At 61.2% G+C, this 18,114-nt stretch carries 10 protein-coding genes; 6 read left to right on the top strand and 4 right to left on the bottom strand.

Going from position 1 to position 18,114, the window contains the following annotated elements:
- Positions 1-30: 30 nt before the first annotated feature.
- Positions 31-1,425 carry a class II fumarate hydratase gene (locus tag HKK52_RS29500; protein ID WP_169373669.1) on the top strand — a complete coding sequence of 465 codons (1,395 nt, stop codon included), beginning with the start codon at positions 31-33 and terminating at the stop codon, positions 1,423-1,425.
- Positions 1,426-1,551: 126 nt separating this feature from the next.
- Here HKK52_RS29500 and HKK52_RS29495 read toward each other — a convergent pair whose 3' ends face one another.
- On the bottom strand, positions 1,552-2,505 hold the full coding sequence (locus HKK52_RS29495; protein WP_169373668.1) for a DMT family transporter: 954 nt from the start codon (positions 2,503-2,505) through the stop codon (positions 1,552-1,554).
- 211 nt (positions 2,506-2,716) lie between these two features.
- Here HKK52_RS29495 and HKK52_RS32710 point away from each other — a divergent pair, with 211 nt between their 5' ends.
- A complete protein-coding gene (locus HKK52_RS32710) occupies positions 2,717-2,911 on the top strand; it encodes a DUF6316 family protein (protein ID WP_169373667.1) in 195 nt (64 codons plus the stop codon).
- Between the two features lie 137 nt (positions 2,912-3,048).
- Here HKK52_RS32710 and HKK52_RS29485 read toward each other — a convergent pair whose 3' ends face one another.
- Both HKK52_RS29485 and pap read right to left on the bottom strand, forming a co-directional pair.
- The gene (locus tag HKK52_RS29485; protein ID WP_169373666.1) at positions 3,049-4,233 is read right to left on the bottom strand and encodes a thiolase family protein; all 1,185 of its coding nucleotides are present in this window, start codon (positions 4,231-4,233) and stop codon (positions 3,049-3,051) included.
- 102 nt (positions 4,234-4,335) lie between these two features.
- A complete protein-coding gene (pap, locus tag HKK52_RS29480) occupies positions 4,336-5,850 on the bottom strand; it encodes a polyphosphate:AMP phosphotransferase (protein WP_169373665.1) in 1,515 nt (504 codons plus the stop codon).
- 180 nt (positions 5,851-6,030) lie between these two features.
- Here pap and mnmC point away from each other — a divergent pair, with 180 nt between their 5' ends.
- Positions 6,031-8,010 (top strand): bifunctional tRNA (5-methylaminomethyl-2-thiouridine)(34)-methyltransferase MnmD/FAD-dependent 5-carboxymethylaminomethyl-2-thiouridine(34) oxidoreductase MnmC, encoded by a 1,980-nt coding sequence (gene mnmC / locus HKK52_RS29475; RefSeq protein WP_169373664.1) that lies wholly within the window; start codon positions 6,031-6,033, stop codon positions 8,008-8,010.
- A gap of 5 nt (positions 8,011-8,015) precedes the next feature.
- Here mnmC and HKK52_RS29470 read toward each other — a convergent pair whose 3' ends face one another.
- Positions 8,016-12,845: an NEL-type E3 ubiquitin ligase domain-containing protein gene (locus HKK52_RS29470; RefSeq protein ID WP_169373663.1), complete on the bottom strand. Its 4,830-nt coding sequence runs from the start codon at positions 12,843-12,845 to the stop codon at positions 8,016-8,018.
- A gap of 298 nt (positions 12,846-13,143) precedes the next feature.
- Here HKK52_RS29470 and HKK52_RS29465 point away from each other — a divergent pair, with 298 nt between their 5' ends.
- From HKK52_RS29465 to HKK52_RS29455, 3 genes are all read left to right on the top strand, one after another.
- Positions 13,144-14,916, top strand: coding sequence for an N-acetylglutaminylglutamine amidotransferase (locus HKK52_RS29465; protein ID WP_169373662.1), 1,773 nt, complete (start codon positions 13,144-13,146; stop codon positions 14,914-14,916).
- A 3-nt stretch (positions 14,917-14,919) separates the two neighbouring features.
- Positions 14,920-16,665: an N-acetylglutaminylglutamine synthetase gene (gene ngg / locus HKK52_RS29460; protein ID WP_169373661.1), complete on the top strand. Its 1,746-nt coding sequence runs from the start codon at positions 14,920-14,922 to the stop codon at positions 16,663-16,665.
- Positions 16,666-16,822: 157 nt separating this feature from the next.
- Positions 16,823-18,013, top strand: a complete 1,191-nt coding sequence (locus HKK52_RS29455; RefSeq protein WP_169373660.1) for an osmoprotectant NAGGN system M42 family peptidase — start codon at positions 16,823-16,825, stop codon at positions 18,011-18,013.
- Positions 18,014-18,114 lie beyond the last annotated feature (101 nt).

Below are 18,114 nucleotides of genomic sequence, written 5' to 3'. Positions count from 1 at the left end.
TGCGCAATCAGACCTACAGGAGTGTGAGCGATGAGCCGTATCGAAACCGACAGCCTTGGTGAAGTGAACGTCCCGGATGAAGCCTACTGGGGCGCGCAGACCCAACGTTCGCTGATCAACTTCGCCATCGGCCAGGAACGCATGCCCCTGGCGGTGCTGCACGCCCTGGCGCTGATCAAGAAAGCCGCGGCCCGGGTCAATGATCGCAATGGCGACCTGCCTGCCGACATCGCCCGCCTGATCGAGCAAGCCGCCGACGAAGTGCTCGACGGCAGCCATGACGACCAGTTCCCGCTGGTGGTATGGCAGACCGGCAGTGGCACCCAGAGCAACATGAACGTCAACGAAGTGATCGCCGGCCGCGCCAACGAACTGGCCGGCAACGCCCGGGGCGGCAAGTCACCGGTGCACCCCAACGACCACGTCAACCGCTCCCAGAGCTCCAACGATTGCTTCCCCACCGCCATGCATATCGCCACCGTCCAGGCGGTGCAGCAGAACTTGCTGCCGGCGATCAGCGAATTGTCGGGGGGCTTGGCCGAACTGTCGGCGCGCCACATGAAGCTGGTCAAGACCGGTCGCACCCACATGATGGATGCGACGCCGATCACCTTCGGCCAGGAACTGTCGGCGTTTATCGCGCAGCTGGATTACGCCGAACGGGCGATCCGCAGCGCCCTGCCGCAGGTTTGTGAACTGGCCCAGGGCGGCACGGCGGTCGGCACCGGGTTGAACTCACCCCACGGCTTTGGTGAAGCGATTGCTGCCGAATTGGCGGCGCTGTCCGGTTTGCCGTTCGTCACCGCACCGAACAAATTCGCCGCACTCGCCGGTCATGAACCGCTGACCACCCTGTCGGGGGCGCTGAAAACCCTGGCCGTGACCCTGATGAAAATCGCCAACGACCTGCGTCTGCTCGGTTCCGGGCCGCGCGCCGGTTTCGCCGAAGTGAAGCTGCCGGCCAACGAGCCGGGCAGTTCGATCATGCCGGGCAAGGTCAACCCGACCCAGTGCGAAGCGCTGTCGATGCTCGCGTGCCAGGTGCTGGGCAACGACGTCGCGATCGGTTTTGCCGCGAGCCAGGGTCACCTGCAATTGAACGTGTTCAAACCGGTGATCATCCACAACCTGCTGCAATCGATCCGTCTGCTGGCCGATGGTTGCAGCAACTTCCAGCAGCATTGCATCGCCGGGCTGGAACCGGATGCCGAGAAAATGGCGGAACACCTGGAGCGCGGCTTGATGCTGGTGACCGCGTTGAACCCGCACATTGGGTATGACAAGTCGGCGGAGATTGCCAAGAAGGCTTACAGCGAGGGGCTGACCTTGCGCGAGGCGGCGCTGCAATTGGGCTATCTGACCGATGAACAGTTTGATGCCTGGGTGCGGCCGGAGAATATGCTGGAAGCGGGCGCCAAAGGCTGATCCCCCTGAACTGATCGTTCCCATGCTCCGCGTGGGAATGCCTCACCGGACGCTCTGCGTCTGCGTCGAAAGGGACGCGGAGCGTCCCGGGCCGCATTCCCACGCAGAGCGTGGGAACGATCATCGTCACGCCATCCGCAACCGCCGCGCCCGAAGCCCCGCCATCAACGACGGCCCCAACGCCACCAGCGCCGACCCCAGCACCACCAACACCGCCCCGCCATAGCCCAGACCGTTGATCGTCTCGGCGTGCACATATTCCGGCCACGCCCACGCCGCCACGGCCACCGCGACAAACGTCACCAGCGGCGTAATCGCCAGCGTCGCACTGACCCGCGAAGCCTCCCAATGCGCCAGCGCTTCGGCGAACGCGCCATAGGCGATCAGCGTGTTCATGCAGCACGCCAGCAGCAGCCAGCCTTGCCGCGGGCTCAGGCTCAGCGCTTCCAACGGATGCACCCACGGCGTCAGCAGCAGCGCGCAGAACAGGTAGATCACCATCATCACCTGTAACGAATTCCACACCGTCAGCAATTGCTTCTGGCCCAGGGCGTAGAAGGTCCAGACCGTGGACGCCGCCAACACCATCAACACCCCAGCGGTGTAGTCGGTCAAAGAAGTCAGTAATTCACCCAGGCGCTGATTGAAAAACAGGCCGAAACCAATCAGCAGCACCAGCAGGCCAATGCCCTGCCCCACGCTGAAACGCTCCTTGAACACAAACAGACTGGCGATCAGCAACATGATCGGGCCCATCTGCACCACCAGCTGCGCGGTGCCGGGGCTAAGCAGGTTTAAACCCATCAGGTACAGCACGTAGTTGCCCACCAGCCCGAGCACTGCCATCAGCACCAGCCAGCCGCCCTTGGGGCCGAGCACTTGGCGGCTCGGCAGGCGCTTGGTCGCCGCCAGATAAAGGAACAGGCAACCGCCGGACACCAGCAGGCGAAACCAGGTCACCGTCACCGGGTCCATCACCTCCAGCACTTGCTTGAGTTTGATCGGCAAGATTCCCCACAGCAGCGCCGTCAGCAACGCCAGGAACAGTCCATACACCCAGCGACCCGATGAAATATGCATGCTGACCCCGAAGCCCAGTGGCGAGAATTGCCATTCTAGGCCGAGCACCCGGCGGCACACAGGGACAGTTGCGCGCTGGCCGCGAATGAAACTGTGCAGGTCGCAACGCGAAATTGACGCAGTGCCGCCGATCAGGTCGCCAAGCGCTGCAAGTACTTCAGACCTAAGCTCATTTGATCTGCAAACAGGCCCCGACCCTCAGGAGATCGACATGTACGGCATGCGCGCCCAGGACAACGCCCCCGCTACACACTTTCGCAGTGACCGGATGTGTCGTGTGAATGGGGAGTTGTACTTCAGCACCCGGGAAAACACTCTCGAAGGGCCGTTTGATAATCCGGAATCGGCGGCGCGGGAGATTCAGGCGTATATCGAGCGGATGCAGCTTCAGACTCGAAACCGGTAGAACGCGTCGCCCCATTCGCGGGCAAGCCTCGCTCCTACAGGATGTGTGTCGTTCGCCGATGATGGGAACACCGAAAAACCTGTAGGAGCGAGGCTTGCCCGCGAAAGCAATTTAACAGTCGCTACAGATCTCGCGGCTTAACGCACCGCCTCAAACAACCCCGTAGCCCCCATCCCGCCCCCCACGCACATGGTCACCACGCCATAACGCAAGTTGCGCCGCTGCAACTCACGCACGATATGCCCCACCTGCCGCGACCCGGTCATGCCAAACGGGTGACCAATGGAAATCGACCCGCCATTGACGTTGTACTTCGCGTTATCAATTTCCAGTCGATTACGGCTGTACAGGCATTGGGAGGCGAACGCTTCGTTGAGTTCCCACAAGTCGATATCGGCGATCTGCAAACCCTTGGCCTTGAGCAACTTCGGCACCGAGAACACCGGGCCGATGCCCATTTCATCCGGCGCGCAACCGGCCACGGTGAACCCACGGAAGAATGCTTTCGGCTTCAAACCCAACTCCAGCGCTTTCTCCAGGCTCATCACCAGGGTCATCGACGCGCCATCCGACAACTGCGACGAGTTACCGGCCGTCACCGAACCGTCCTCGGCGAACACCGGTTTCAAGCCGGCGAGGCTTTGCAGAGTGGTGTCCGGGCGGTTGCAGTCGTCGTGATCGACCACGCCGTCGAGGATCTGAATCTGGCCGGTGGCCTTGTCTTCGACCCGGTACTTGACCGCCATCGGCACGATTTCATCGTCAAACAAGCCGGCGGCCTGGGCCTGGGCCGTGCGTTGCTGACTCTGCAATGCGTACAGATCCTGTTCTTCCCGACTGACGTTGTAGCGGCGGGCGACGATTTCGGCGGTCTGGCCCATCGGGAAGTAGATGCCCGGCACCTGTTCCTTTAGCAACGGGTTGATCAGGTTGTCGGTGTTGACGCTTTTCATGGTCAGGCTGATGGACTCGACGCCACCGGCGACGATGATGTCGCTGCAACCCGAGGCAATCTGGTTCGCGGCAATCGCAATGGCTTGCAGGCCCGAGGAGCAAAAACGGTTGAGGGTCATGCCGGCGGTGCCGATGCCCAGGTGAGAGAGCACCGCGACGTTGCGCCCGATGTTGTAGCCCTGGGCGCCCTCGTTGGAGCCGGCGCCGACAATGCAATCCTCGACACTGGCCGGGTCGATGTCGTTGCGCGTGAGCAGCGCATTGACGCAGTGAGCCGCCATGTCGTCCGGACGGGTCTGATTGAATTTACCGCGAAAGGATTTGGCCAGGCCGGTCCGTACGCTGTCGACGATCACCACTTCACGCATGGCATACCTCATTGTTGTTGTCGGTTGGGAGTGGATCGAGCATAAGTCCACCCCATTACCGACCGCGACAATCATTCACCTCGCGTATGCGTAACCATCGTTCTACTTCTTGTGCTTCTTGGCCTTCTTGTCGGCCTTTTCAAACGCTTCTTCCAGCGCCCGGTTGATCGTGCGCAACACTTTCACCCGCGCCCAGCGCTTGTCATTGGCTTCCACCAGGGTCCAGGGCGAGATCTCGGTGCTGGTGCGATCGACCATGTCACCGACGGCGGCGCGGTAAGCGTCCCACTTGTCGCGGTTGCGCCAGTCATCTTCGGTAATCTTGAAACGTTTGAAGGGGATTTCTTCCCGGGACTGGAAACGTTCCAATTGGGTCTGCTTGTCGATGGCCAGCCAGAACTTGACCACGATGACGTTCGATTCGGAAATCTGTTCTTCGAAATCGTTGATCTCGCTGTACGCCCGAAGCCAATCCGTCGGTGGGCAGAAACCTTCGATGCGCTCCACCAGTACCCGGCCGTACCAGGAACGGTCGAACACGGTGAATTTGCCCTTGGCCGGAAGGTGCCGCCAGAAACGCCACAGGTACGGTTGCGCCCGCTCCTCTTCGGTCGGTGCGGCAATCGGCACGATGCTGTATTGGCGTGGATCGAGCGCCGCCGCGACCCGGCGAATCGCCCCGCCCTTGCCCGCCGCATCATTGCCTTCGAACACCGCCACCAGGGCGTGCTGGCGCATGCGTTTGTCGCGCATCAGGCCGGAGAAGCGCGCCTGCTCGGTGATCAACTGCTCTTCGTAATCGTCCTTGTCCAGGCGTTGGGTCAAATCCAGGCTGTCGAGCAGGTTCAATTGATCGACATGAATAGGCAGCGGCGCGGCATTGACCTTGTCGGGATGGATCTTGGGACGCTTGAGCGCGTTTTGCAGGCCTTCGAGCAGGATCTGGCCGACCACCAATGAACGGTAATGCGGATCCACGCCTTCGATCACATGCCACGGCGCGTAGTCACGGCTGGTGCGACGCAACACGCGCTCACCGTACTTCACAAATTTGTCGTAGGTTTCAGATTGCTGCCAGTCCAACGGGCTGATGCGCCAGCTGTGCAACGGGTCGTCGGCGAGCGCCTTGAGCCGCGCCTTCATTTGCTTCTTGGAGAGGTGGAACCAGAACTTGAAGATCAGCGCGCCTTCGTCGCAGAGCATTTTTTCGAAACGCTCGGACTGGTTGATCGCCTGATCCAGCACCGCGTCCTTGAACAAGCCATGGACTCGCCCTTGCAGCATCTGGCTGTACCAGTTGCCGAAGAAAATCCCCATGCGTCCCTTGGCCGGGAGCATCCGCCAGTAGCGCCAGGCCGGTGGCCGCGCCAATTCTTCATCGCTTTGCTGGTCGAAAGTGCGCACCTCGATCAGGCGCGGGTCCATCCATTCGTTGAGCAACTTGACCGTCTCGCCCTTGCCGGCGCCTTCGATGCCATTGATCAGAATGATCACCGGGAAGCGTTGCTGCTGCTGAAGTTCGAATTGCGCTTCAAGCAGGGCCTCGCGCAGGGCCGGCACTTCGGCGTCATAGGTTTCTTTGTCGATGGCGTGACCGATTTCGGCAGATTCGAACATGGGCGGCTCCGTTCCAAGATTGAGCAAGACTAGCGGATTGGGCCAGTGGTCAGCGCAGAAGTTCGTCACAAAAAACCGGCTGCGGATTTTCCCTGACCGACTTGCTCTGGACATTGCCATGGATCAAGCAACGGAGCCCTGATCGGATAGAATGCCCGCCTTGCCGTTGCCGAGCCTGCCATGAACCCTGAATTGCCCAACGCCCAGCTCGACTGGGACGACCAGGGACGCCCGTATTCGCGGGTGTTCGATGATGTGTATTTTTCCGACTTGTCCGGGCTGGAGGAAACCCGCTATGTGTTCATCGAACAAAACCGCCTGAAGGAGCGCTTTGCCGCGTTGCCCGCCGACGGTCGACTGGTGATTGGCGAGACCGGTTTCGGCACCGGGTTGAATTTCCTCTGTGCCTGGCAACTGTTCGAAGCGCAGGCGGTGGCCGGTGCGCGACTGCATTTTGTCAGCGTGGAAAAGTACCCGTTGACCGCCCAGGACCTGCAACGGGCGCTGGCGTTGTGGCCGGAACTCAAGCCATTCGCCGATCAATTGCTGGCCCAGTACGTGGCGATCCATCAAGGCTTTCAACGGCTGGTGCTGGATAACGGCCGGGTCACCCTGACGTTGCTGATCGGCGATGCGCTGGAACAATTGCCGCAACTTGATGCGCAGATCGATGCGTGGTTTCTCGACGGTTTCGCCCCGGCGAAAAACCCCGACATGTGGACCGCCGAGCTGTTCGCCGAACTGGCGCGTCTGGCCGCTCCGGATTCGACCATCAGCACCTTTACCAGCACCGGTTGGGTGCGTCGGCTGCTCAACGCCGCGGGCTTCAAGATGAAGCGCACGCCGGGCATCGGCCACAAATGGGAAATCCTGCGCGGTGCTTTTATTGGCTGGCCAGCCGAGGTGGCGGCGCCGACGCCGGCCAAGCCTTGGTTCGTTCGCCCTGCGCCACATAAGGGAGAGCGCCGCGCCCTGGTGATCGGCGCTGGCCTGGCCGGTTGCGCCAGTGCGGCCAGCCTCGCGGCGCGGGGGTGGCAGGTCAGTTTGCTGGAGCGGCATGCCGACATCGCCCAGGAAGCTTCGGGCAATCCGCAAGGCGTGCTGTACCTGAAACTATCGGCCCACGGCACGGCGTTATCGCAACTGATCGTCAGCGGTTTCGGCCATACCCGGCGGGTGATCGAACAGTTGCATCGCGGTGTCGACTGGGACGGCTGCGGCGTGCTGCAACTGGCGTTCAATGCCAAGGAAGCCGAGCGTCAAGCGCAACTGGCGGCAGCGTTTCCTGCGGACTTGCTGCACGTGCTGGATCAACCGCAAGCCGAGGCGCGGGCCGGCATTGCCCTGGCCCATGGCGGGTTGTTCTATCCCGAGGGTGGCTGGGTTCATCCTCCCGCGTTGTGCCAGTGGCAGGCTTCGCAACCCAACATTCAATTGCTGACCCATCGCGATGTACTGGCGCTGCGCAAGGTCGATGACCAGTGGCAAGCCTGGGACGGCGACACCTTGCTCGCCAGCGCCCCGGTTGTCGTGCTGGCCGGCGCCGCCGAGATCAAACGTTTCGCGCAAAGTGCCGATCTGCCGCTCAAACGTATTCGTGGGCAAATCACCCGCCTGGCGCAGACCACCGAAAGCCAGAGCCTGGCCACGGTGGTCTGTGCCGAAGGTTATGTTGCACCGGCACGCCTGGGCGAACACACCCTGGGCGCCAGCTTCGATTTCAACAGCGACGATCTGACGCCGACTACCGCCGAGCACATGGGCAACCTGCAATTGCTGGAAGAAATTTCCAGCGACCTGGTCACTCGCCTGCACGCCGACCAACTGGACGCCGAACACCTGCAAGGCCGCGCGGCGTTCCGTTGCACCAGCCCCGACTACTTGCCTATCGTCGGGCCGCTCGCCGATGGCCAGGCGTTCAACCGGGCCTATGCCGCCCTGAGCAAAGACGCCCGGCAAGTCCCGGACGCCCCGTGCCCTTGGCTCGAAGGTTTGTACGTCAACAGCGGCCACGGCTCACGGGGCTTGATCACCGCGCCACTGTCCGGGGAGTTGCTGGCCGCCTGGCTGGATAACGAACCGTTGCCGCTGCCGCGCAGCGTGGCAGAAGCCTGCCACCCCAACCGTTTTGCCTTGCGCCGGTTGATCCGCGGGACCTGAACCGGTCACATCTCGGGAACGGCGCAAACACCCTGCTCGGCGAGCTTCAAGGCGTCCCGGGTCAAACGCTCCAGAACCGTGTTCTCGCCCGCCACTTGCTCATCCTTGATCACATCGAGTTGTTGGCGGTAATCGGCATCCGTCAGGCTTTCGCGCTGATCGAACACCTTCTGCATCCGCACCTGAAGCGGGTCATTGACCTTGGAAAACTGGCTCGGGTAATAGCGCTTCAGGTAGTCGCTCCAGAACGGTCGCTGCGCCAGGAACTTGAGCAACTGCGGCGACAATTCGGCAGCGGTCACCGCGTTCTGCGCCCTTGTAAGGTCACTGGCGGTCACCCCACTGAGGGAGGCATAGCGCATGTGTCGGGGTTGGCCGGGTAACTCAAAGGCTTCGGCCAGCCCGGTTCGGTAAGCCAGGCTGACTTCCAGCGGGTCTGCTGTCGGGTTGTTGGTGATATGGGTCTGGGCAATCTGATCCAGCTGATCGAGTCGGAACAGGCCTTTGCCCAGCTTCAACAAAGGCGCTGCGGCAGACTGCGCCGAGCCAAACGGGCGGGTTACCTTGTCGATCTCCACCGCGACTTCCAGGTGGCTGAAGTTCAGCGCTGCCGAGTCGGTGCAATTGATCGGGTTCGCCGCCAGGTCAAATATCTGCTCACGTAACGTGGTGTTGCCTTCGGCCTGCTCCAACACCGACCAGACCCGTTGCGTCAGGTCTTCACGCACGTGCTCGGAGTCGGCGGTATTGCCCAGTTCGGCGAGCAACTGGAACAGGCCATCAGCGCCAGGATCATCCTTGAGTGCCGTCCAGATCTCGCCGCGACGGGTAGAGGTGACGCTGGTTTCTTCCGGCAACCAGAGTTTTTTCGCTTCCTGTTCGTTCAACCGGGCGATGTCGTCTTCCAGGTACCCCATGCCCACTCCGACGCTGTCGCGGTATGCCTTGAGCTTGACGCGACTTATCGCGGCCAAGGGATTGTGTCGCAGATTGAGGGTTTCGCTGAAATGCTTGCGGACGCTGAACAGCCATTCCGGCAAAGTGGTGATGTCGTTGTTACGCAAGTCCACATGGTCCAGATTGGGCAAATGGGCCAATCCTTTGGGAAGCTCGGTGGCACGGGTATCGCGCAGTGACAACAGGCGCAGATCAAACATTTTGCTGACATCCGGCGTCGCCCCGAGGGGGTTCTTGCTCAGGTTCAATACCTGCAACCTGCGCATCGACGCCAGTTTCACCAAGGTGTACTCACTGAGCCATAGCTGATTGTCCGCCAGGCTCAATTGCTTGAGGTCGGGCATCAACGACAGTATTTCCGGGAGCAGGGTCAGCTTGTTGCCATCCAGTTCCAGCGACTCCAATGCCTTGAAGCTTTTAAGGAAGTAAGCCAGTTCATTGCCCTGTCCCATGTTCTTCAACGACAAACGCCGCACATGGCTGAAGTCGATATCGGCCGGTATTGTCGCAAGCTTGCCGACCTGCATGCCGTCCAGCGTCAAGCCCGGTACGCTGACACCCTGTTCATCGCGCATCAGCACCAGGCGGCGCCAACTGTTTTCGATGGCATCGGCCACTTGCCGACGGCTTTGCTGGTATTCCCCCAGATCCCCCGGCAGCTTGCGCATTTCAGCGTCATTGCTGCGCCAGGTCTTGAGCAATGCGCGTAACGTCAGCCATTGCTGCTGACGCTGCTTGACCTGGGTTGCCCTGGCCAGATGATCCGCACCCAGGCCATCGAGGAACGTGCTGGCCTGAGCATCCGACATCAGTGGATAAAGTTTTTGCACCTTGCGTATCAGCGCTCTTGGATGAGCGACCGCAGGTGCTGGCGGGTCCGCCAGCACGCACGACATTTGCGCCGAAGCATCGATCAAAGGCTGGTCCGTCAGTAATCGGGCAGCCACTGCTCGCTCCACGATCGCTTCGGCGAGCAATCGATCGCGCAAGCGCCCGGCCTGTTCCGGCAAGGCACTGGCGAACCCCATGGCGGTGCGCTGCGTTTCGGGAATCGCGTGCAGCATGGCCCGGTAGATCCCGTCGGGGCCTTGGCTGGCGTTGGCCAAGGATTTGCCATCGCTGCCGAAGGCCTCAAAACCCGCCGCGGACTTGACGATGATGCGCCGTGCCGCACTGCCCTTCGGCCCGACGCTGTGCAGCACCTTGCCTGCCACCGAACCTTCACGCATTTCCAGCAACAGCGTGCTGTCCCATCCGGGCAAACGAGCCAGCAACGCCAGCGCCAGCTTCTCGCTGTCGGCGCCGGCAATCTGTGGCAGATAGAGACCGCTGATGGCCCTGTCCAGCCGCACATCCTCCATGGCCTCACGGGATTTTTGCGCCAGGCCCATGGGCACGCGTTGGTTCGCCCGCAAACGCAATCGTTCGATGCTGCTGGCCTGATCGAGCAATTCCTGGGCTACGCCGACCGGCAACCGGGCAAACGCCGTTCTCATGATCGCCACATCACCGCCAGCGCTGGTGTCGTGAGCTTCATACAAATGGTTGAACAGTGGCTTGCGATCCGACTTCAATGCCGTCGCCAGCTTCTTTGCCAAAGCATCGCGCTCAGGCTCGGTCACTGACCTGCCACCGAGCAAGGCATCCACTTCGCGTTGGTACAGACCCTCCACCACCGCCTTGAACAGGTCGCCTTGGCGCAAGTGCTCGGCCGTGACGTCCACGGCCAGATCCTCGGCGGTGACGAGTGCGGTTTTCGGGTACACCGCAGTGACTTTTTTCTCCGCATCCAGGACCCGGATGTAACGACCGGCCGGCCAGCCGGGCATCGAGGGCAAGGTCTGCAGATGCTCCGGTGCATGAACGGCGCTGCGTGGATCGCCCTTTTCCAGGGCGGCGATACAGTCATCGATCCGCTGATCCAGGCCAAAGCCTACAACACTATCTTTCACCCGCGCCGGCAGCCGCTGATTCGTTTCGTGGAGCTGATGCAACTGGCTGATTGAAGTGCCGGTGACCTGGCGCAGTTTCTCTACTCGTCTGAGGTCCACCGCTGCCAATTGCGGATCGAGACGTCGCAATGCGTAGCTGCCCTGCTGCCATTGCTGCGGTTGCTCGAACGACAACCGCCAGCCGCCCTGGCCGTTGTGTTCCAGGGTCGGGGAATAGCCATCGGCGCGGGCGGGATGGCGGACCCGCCAAGTCTTTATCCCGGTGTCGTAGTGAATCTCGTAGAGCCCCTCGTCAATCCGGATATGCGGCTTGGCGTTCACCCGGTAAATCCCTTCGGCATCGACAGCCGTTTGCGGCCCCAGAATGCTCAAGGGCCGTTTGTATCGCCCCACGTCGCTCTTCCACAGACGTGGTTTGCCGTGGCTGATCATGGCCTCGAACTGGCTGAAGAATTCCGGATGCTCGCGCACGGTTTTCCTGACCAGTGAACCCGCCACCTTGCCACCGACGGCAAAAGCGCCCAGCAAGGCGATGTTTTCCGCGACGCTGAGCAGGTGGGAAAGCGCCTCCTCTCTATCGCCATGCCGCCAGTCCTGGACGCCGTCGTACACCTCGCCCAAGAGCTGCCCGACCGTCACGCCGATCATCAACTGCCCCAGCACCGGCACAAAAAACGCCGCGACATTGGCCACGGTCAGGCCCAGCTCCAAGTAGTTTTCCAGACGCTTCTTGCGTGTCTCTTCATCGACATCAGCCGTGGGCACCGCAACCTCTCGGGCATCGATTTGCAGCTTGCCGAGGGAACTCTGGATCATGAATTGAAACAGCGGCAGGTTGATCGGCAACGCCTTGAACGTGTCCAGGTTGCTCGACTGTTCGACCGACTTGAAGAACTCGAGCTTACTGTCCTCGTCAATCCCGTGAGCGAAATAGTCCTTGTAGCTTTTCACCTTCAAGTTCAGGCCCAAATACAGCTTGAACTCGGCAAAGGTGTTGTATTCATAAAGTGGCCGGTCAGGCTCGTTGGGCATATACACCACGCACCACTCGGTCGGGTACGTCTCGACCGAACGCTTGGAAAACACCACGACTCCCCACACGCAGGTCTGGAACAGCTCCATGCCCTGGACGATCAGCGGCTCCGTACCGTGGACAATCTTCTGGATCCCCGTCTCGCTGCCTGTGCCGCTATGAGTGTTGAGCGTCAGCAGGGTTTTATAGGCGGCTTCAGTAATGTGCTGTTTGAGAAAGGCCAGGTGCGCGTCTACCTTCAACTTCATGACCTTGAGCCATTTCAAGTCATTAGTCAGACCGTCCGCGGTCGCCGACAAGTTGAATACATCACGCAGATGATCCTGATAGCGCTTGCCCAGATCGAGTTCACGGCAAAGCGTGGCAAATGCCTGCGGGGTCATCCCCGGCAGCCCTTTCGGACTCGACGCCACACTCAGGAAGCTTCCAACAGGAAACCCGGCGGGTATCGTTTCATCGGTGGTGAAGTTTTGCATGGCTGCCTGGAGCAGACTGCGCCTGATCGACGGGACAGCCTCTACCCCTGGAGTTTCAGTAGGTGTGCCTGTGCAACCACAATCGACACCGGGAAGCACCAGCGCATCGTGTTCGACATCGAAGGCGATCGCCCATTTTTTGCTCAGGGCCGCCGACAGGTGCGTCGCACAAAAGGTGTCCATGGGCTGCAGCTTTTGCATCAGTCCATCGACTTTTTGCTGATAGGCCAGCAACTGCCGTGCATCGGTGTCGAGTGCCGAAAGCACCCCGGACGAACCTTTGAGCAACCAGGCGGGAAGAGCCTGCTGCAAGGTCTCGGCGGTATCCAGGTCGCCCGTGGCCTGGAGCAGTGCGGCGAGGGTTTCGGTTTGACTCAATGGCCGGCGCACCGGCACCGGCGCTTGCGGGGTCAGCATCAGCAATGTTCCTTATCGCGGATCAGAAGCCCTTAACGTATCGGCTCCGTGCCCGGAAAAAAAACAGGAAAACTGGTGGCTTCAAGCCCTGGTTCAAACAGTAACTCGCATGCTTCATATATCTATCTACCACCCGGCGCACCGACCGTTGTGCATGCCATCGGCAACACCCCCGCCCCGCTACTTATAACCGATCGATCTAAAACTCCCGCCAATCCAGCAGGTCAGTTTCAGAGTACCCGCTGTTTTGGCGCGGTATCGATTGACCCTCCCCAACGGAAAAACCGGTAAGGACTTTATGTGCGGATTAGCTGGCGAGTTACGCTTTGATCATCAACCTGCGGACCTCGCGGCCGTTGAACGAATCACCCATCACCTGGCCCCTCGTGGCCCGGATGCGTGGGGTTTTCACAGCCAAGGGCCGATTGCCCTGGGCCATCGTCGCCTGAAAATCATGGACCTGTCGGACGGCTCGGCGCAGCCGATGATCGACAACCAACTGGGCTTGTCCCTGGCGTTCAACGGCGCGATCTATAACTTCCCGGAGTTGCGCACCGAGCTTGAAGCGCTCGGTTATGCCTTCTATTCCGGCGGCGACACCGAAGTGCTGCTCAAGGGCTATCACGCCTGGGGCGAAGCGTTGCTGCCCAAGCTCAACGGCATGTTCGCGTTCGCCATTTGGGAACGTGACGCCAAGCGCCTGTTCATCGCCCGTGACCGGCTCGGCGTGAAACCGTTGTACCTGTCGCGCACCGGTCAGCGCCTGCGCTTTGCCTCGGCCTTGCCGGCACTGCTCAAGGGCGGCGACATCAGCCCGATGCTCGACCCGGTGGCGCTCAATCACTACCTGAATTTCCACGCGGTGGTCCCGGCCCCGCGCACTTTGATCGCCGGCATCGAAAAACTGCCGCCCGCGACCTGGATGCGCATCGAGGCGGATGGCAGCACCGAGCAGAAAACCTGGTGGACCCTGCCCTACGGTCCCCACGCCGATGAGCTGAACCTGACCCTGGAAGACTGGCGCGACCGCGTGCTCGACAGCACCCGCGATGCCGTCGCCATCCGTCAACGGGCCGCTGTCGATGTCGGTGTACTGCTTTCGGGCGGTGTCGATTCGAGCATGCTGGTCGGGCTGTTGCGTGAAGTCGGTGTGGAGAACCTGTCAACCTTTTCCATCGGTTTCCAGGACGCCGGCGGCGAGCGCGGCGACGAGTTCCAGTATTCGGACCTGATCGCCAAGCATTACGGCACGCAGCACCATCAACTGCGCATTCAGGAAAGCGAGATTATCGAGCAACTGCCCGCGGCGTTTCGCGCCATGAGCGAACCGATGGTCAGCCATGACTGCATTGCCTTTTATCTGTTGTCCCGTGAAGTGGCCAAGCACTGCAAAGTGGTGCAGAGCGGCCAAGGCGCGGATGAGTTGTTCGCCGGTTATCACTGGTATCCGCAAGTCGACGGCGCGGCCGATCCGTACGCGGCGTATCGCGATGCGTTTTTCGACCGCAGCTACGAAGACTACGCCGCCACCGTGCAGCCGAAATGGCTGACCGCGAATGACGCTGCCGGCGACTTCGTGAAGGAACATTTCGCACAGCCAGGCGCCGATGCTGCTGTCGATAAAGCCCTGCGTCTGGACAGCACGATCATGCTGGTGGACGACCCGGTCAAACGCGTCGACAACATGACCATGGCCTGGGGCCTGGAAGCGCGCACGCCGTTTCTCGACTATCGCCTGGTAGAACTCTCGGCCCGGGTGCCGGGCAAATTCAAACTGCCGGATGGCGGTAAACAAGTGCTGAAAGAAGCCGCACGACTGGTCATTCCAAGCGAAGTGATCGACCGCAAAAAGGGCTACTTCCCGGTGCCCGGCCTCAAGCATTTGCAGGGCGATACGCTGAACTGGGTACGCGAACTGCTGCTCGATCCCAGCCAGGATCGCGGCCTGTTCAACCCGGCCATGCTCGACCGCCTGCTGACCGATCCGCAAGGCCAGTTGACCCCGTTGCGCGGCTCCAAGCTGTGGCAATTGGCGGCACTGAACCTGTGGCTCAGTGAACAAGGAATCTGATCGATGAAACCCCACGCCACGGCTTATAGCCAACGCTTGTTGCGCGGTCAGTCACCCTCCTACGAACGCTTGCAGGCGCGCCTGGCCGAAGACGGCAGCGAACTGCACACCGCGCCGATTGCCGTGCATTGCGGTTGGGGGCGGTTGCTGATCGGGCATACCTTCCCCGATGCCGCGAGCATCGCCCAAGAGTTGCTCAACGAGCAGCCCGGTGAGCGCGACATCGCCTTGTACGTCGCCGCGCCCCAGCAAGTGCTGGGGCTGGAACCGGCGCAGTTGTTCCTTGATCCGTCCGACACCTTGCGCCTGTGGTTCAGCGATTACCGCCAGTCGACCCGAGTGTTTCGTGGCTTCCGCATTCGCCGGGCGCAAAGCGATGCGGACTGGCAGGCGATCAATCAGCTGTATCAGGCCCGCGGCATGTTGCCGATCGATCCGTCGTTGCTGACCCCGCGTCATCAGGGCGGCCCGGTGTATTGGCTGGCCGAAGATGAAGACAGCGGCGCGATCATCGGCAGCGTCATGGGCCTCAATCATCACAAGGCTTATAACGATCCGGAAAACGGCAGCAGTCTCTGGTGCCTGGCCGTTGACCCACATTGCTCGCGGCCGGGTGTCGGTGAAGTGCTGGTGCGGCATTTGATCGAACACTTCATGAGCCGTGGGCTGAGTTACCTGGATCTGTCGGTTTTACACGACAACCGCCAGGCGAAAAGCCTCTACGCCAAACTCGGTTTTCGTAACCTCTCGACCTTCGCCATCAAGCGCAAGAACGGCATCAACCAGCCGTTGTTTCTCGGGCCGGGGCCGGAAGCCGAGTTCAATCCTTATGCGCGGATCATCGTCGAGGAGGCTCATCGGCGTGGCATCGATGTGCAGGTCGATGACGCCGACGCCGGGATGTTTACCCTCAGTCATGGCGGGCGCCGGGTGCGTTGCCGTGAATCCCTGAGCGACCTGACCAGCGCCATCAGCATGAGCCTGTGCCAGGACAAAAGCCTGACCCACAAGGTGCTCAAGGCTGCTGGCCTGAACTTGCCATCGCAACAATTGGCCGGTAACGGCGACGACAACCTGGCGTTTCTCGACGAGCACGAACGGGTGGTGGTCAAGCCGCTGGATGGCGAACAGGGTCAAGGCGTGGCGGTGGATTTGCAGACCATTGAAGAGGTCCAGCAAGCCATCGAAGCAGCGCGCAAGTTCGACTCGCGAGTGTTGCTGGAAAGCTTCCACGAAGGCCTGGATCTGCGAATTGTGGTGATCGGTTTTGAAGTGGTCGCTGCGGCGATTCGGCGGCCGGCGGAAGTGGTCGGTGATGGTCAGCATTCCATCGGTGCGCTGATCGAAGCCCAGAGCCGGCGACGGCAGGCGGCCACCAGTGGCGAAAGCAAGATCCCGCTGGACCACGAAACCCAGCGCACCTTGCAGGCGGCGGGTTACGACTACAACAGCATTCTGCCGGCCGGCGAGCATCTGTTCGTACGGCGCACAGCGAATCTTCATACCGGTGGCGTGCTGGAGGATGTCACCGCGATCCTCCATCCGACGCTGGTGGATGCCGCTGTGCGCGCGGCGCGGGCGCTGGATATCCCGATGGTCGGGCTCGACCTGATGGTGCCGGCCGCCGACCAGCCGGAGTATGTGTTTATCGAAGCCAATGAACGCGCGGGCCTGGCCAACCATGAACCGCAGCCGACGGCGGAGCGGTTTGTGGATTTGTTGTTTCCGCATAGTCAGCCGGCGGTTTAACCCCCCTTCATGATCGTTCCCACGTCGAGGCGTCGAACCGTCTGCGTGGGAATGACTCCTCGGACGCTCCGCGTCCGTCTTGGGACGCATAGCGTCCCTGGCTGCATTCCCACGCAGAGCGTGGGAACGATCAGCGCTCAACTCAACAGGAGTTTCCATGACCAGCAAAATCCCTGAACCGGATCTCAACTACCTGCAAAAAGTCCTGCTGGAAATGCTCGCCATTCCCAGCCCGACCGGTTTTACCGACACCATCGTGCGTTACGTCGCCGAGCGCCTCGAAGAAATGGGCATTCCGTTCGAGATGACCCGGCGCGGCACCATCCGCGCCACGCTCAAGGGCAAGAAAAACAGCCCCGACCGAGCGGTGTCCGCGCACCTGGACACCATCGGCGCGGCGGTTCGTGCGGTGAAGGACAACGGTCGCCTGACCCTGGCCCCGGTCGGCTGCTGGTCCAGCCGTTTTGCCGAGGGTAGCCGGGTCAGCCTGTTTACCGACAACGGCGTGATCCGTGGCAGCGTGTTGCCGTTGATGGCCTCCGGGCACGCGTTCAACACCGCCGTGGATGAAATGCCGATCAGTTGGGACCACATCGAGCTGCGTCTGGACGCCTATTGTGCGACCCGCGCCGATTGCGATTCCCTGGGGATCAGCGTCGGCGATTTCGTCGCGTTCGACCCGTTACCGGAGTTCACCGAAAGCGGCCATATCAGCGCCCGTCACCTCGACGACAAGGCCGGGGTTGCCGCGCTATTGGCGGCGATGAAAGCCATCGTCGACAGCGGCGAAGAACTGATGATCGACTGTCATCCGCTGTTCACCATTACCGAAGAAACCGGCAGTGGCGCGGCGGCGGCATTGCCGTGGGATGTCAGCGAATTCGTCGGCATCGACATTGCACCGGTCGCGCCGGGGCAGCACTCCAGCGAACACGCGGTGAGCGTGGCGATGCAGGATTCCGGCGGGCCTTACGACTATCATCTGTCACGGCATCTGCTGCGCCTGGCCAGCGAAAATGAATTGCCGGTACGCCGCGATCTGTTCCGCTATTACTTCAGCGACGCCCATTCGGCGGTCACTGCCGGGCACGACATCCGCACCGCGCTGCTGGCGTTTGGTTGCGATGCGACTCACGGCTATGAACGCACGCACATCGACAGCCTGGCGGCGTTGAGTCGTCTGCTCGGAGCGTACATCCTCAGCCCGCCGGTGTTCGCCAGCGATGCACAACCGGCCAAGGGTTCGCTGGACCGGTTCAGTCATCAGATCGAACATGACACGCAGATGGAAAGTGATACGCGGGTGCCCTCGGTGGACAGCCTCGTCGGGCAGCGTAACGATAGCTAAGTCCTGCGGTGTTTGAAAAATCGCCTTCGCGGGCAAGCCTCGCGCCTACAGGTCACGGTTGCCTTTGCAGGGGCGAGGCTTGCCCGCGAAGGCGTCAGATC

The sequence above is a fragment of the Pseudomonas sp. ADAK2 genome (assembly GCF_012935755.1).
GTDB lineage: Bacteria > Pseudomonadota > Gammaproteobacteria > Pseudomonadales > Pseudomonadaceae > Aquipseudomonas.
The sequence above is the reverse complement of the archived record's forward strand: the minus strand, read 5'-3'. Positions and strand labels throughout refer to the sequence as shown.